The sequence below is a fragment of the Citrobacter sp. TBCS-14 genome (genome assembly GCF_005280805.1).
Classification (GTDB): Bacteria; Pseudomonadota; Gammaproteobacteria; order Enterobacterales; family Enterobacteriaceae; genus Citrobacter; species Citrobacter gillenii.
In genome coordinates, this window is the sequence record NZ_SZWM01000088.1 from 1 (window position 1) to 228 (window position 228).

1 pseudogene is annotated in these 228 nt (G+C 58.3%); it reads left to right on the forward strand.

Annotated features, from left to right (window positions below):
- Window positions 1–228, forward strand: a pseudogene (locus FDX22_RS00490) (MFS transporter); the annotation flags it as partial.

Sequence of the window (228 nt, forward strand, 5' to 3'; positions counted from 1 at the left end):
AATGCGATTGCCGGGATCGTGGTTAGCCTCGGGCTTGCAAAACGATCCGACAGCCAGGGCGATCGGCGCAAGCTGATCATGTTTTGCTGCCTGATGGCGATTGGCAACGCGCTGCTGTTTGCGTTTAATCGCCATTATCTCACGTTGATCACCTGCGGTGTGCTGCTGGCCTCGCTGGCGAATACCGCCATGCCGCAGCTGTTTGCGCTGGCGCGGGAATATGCGGAT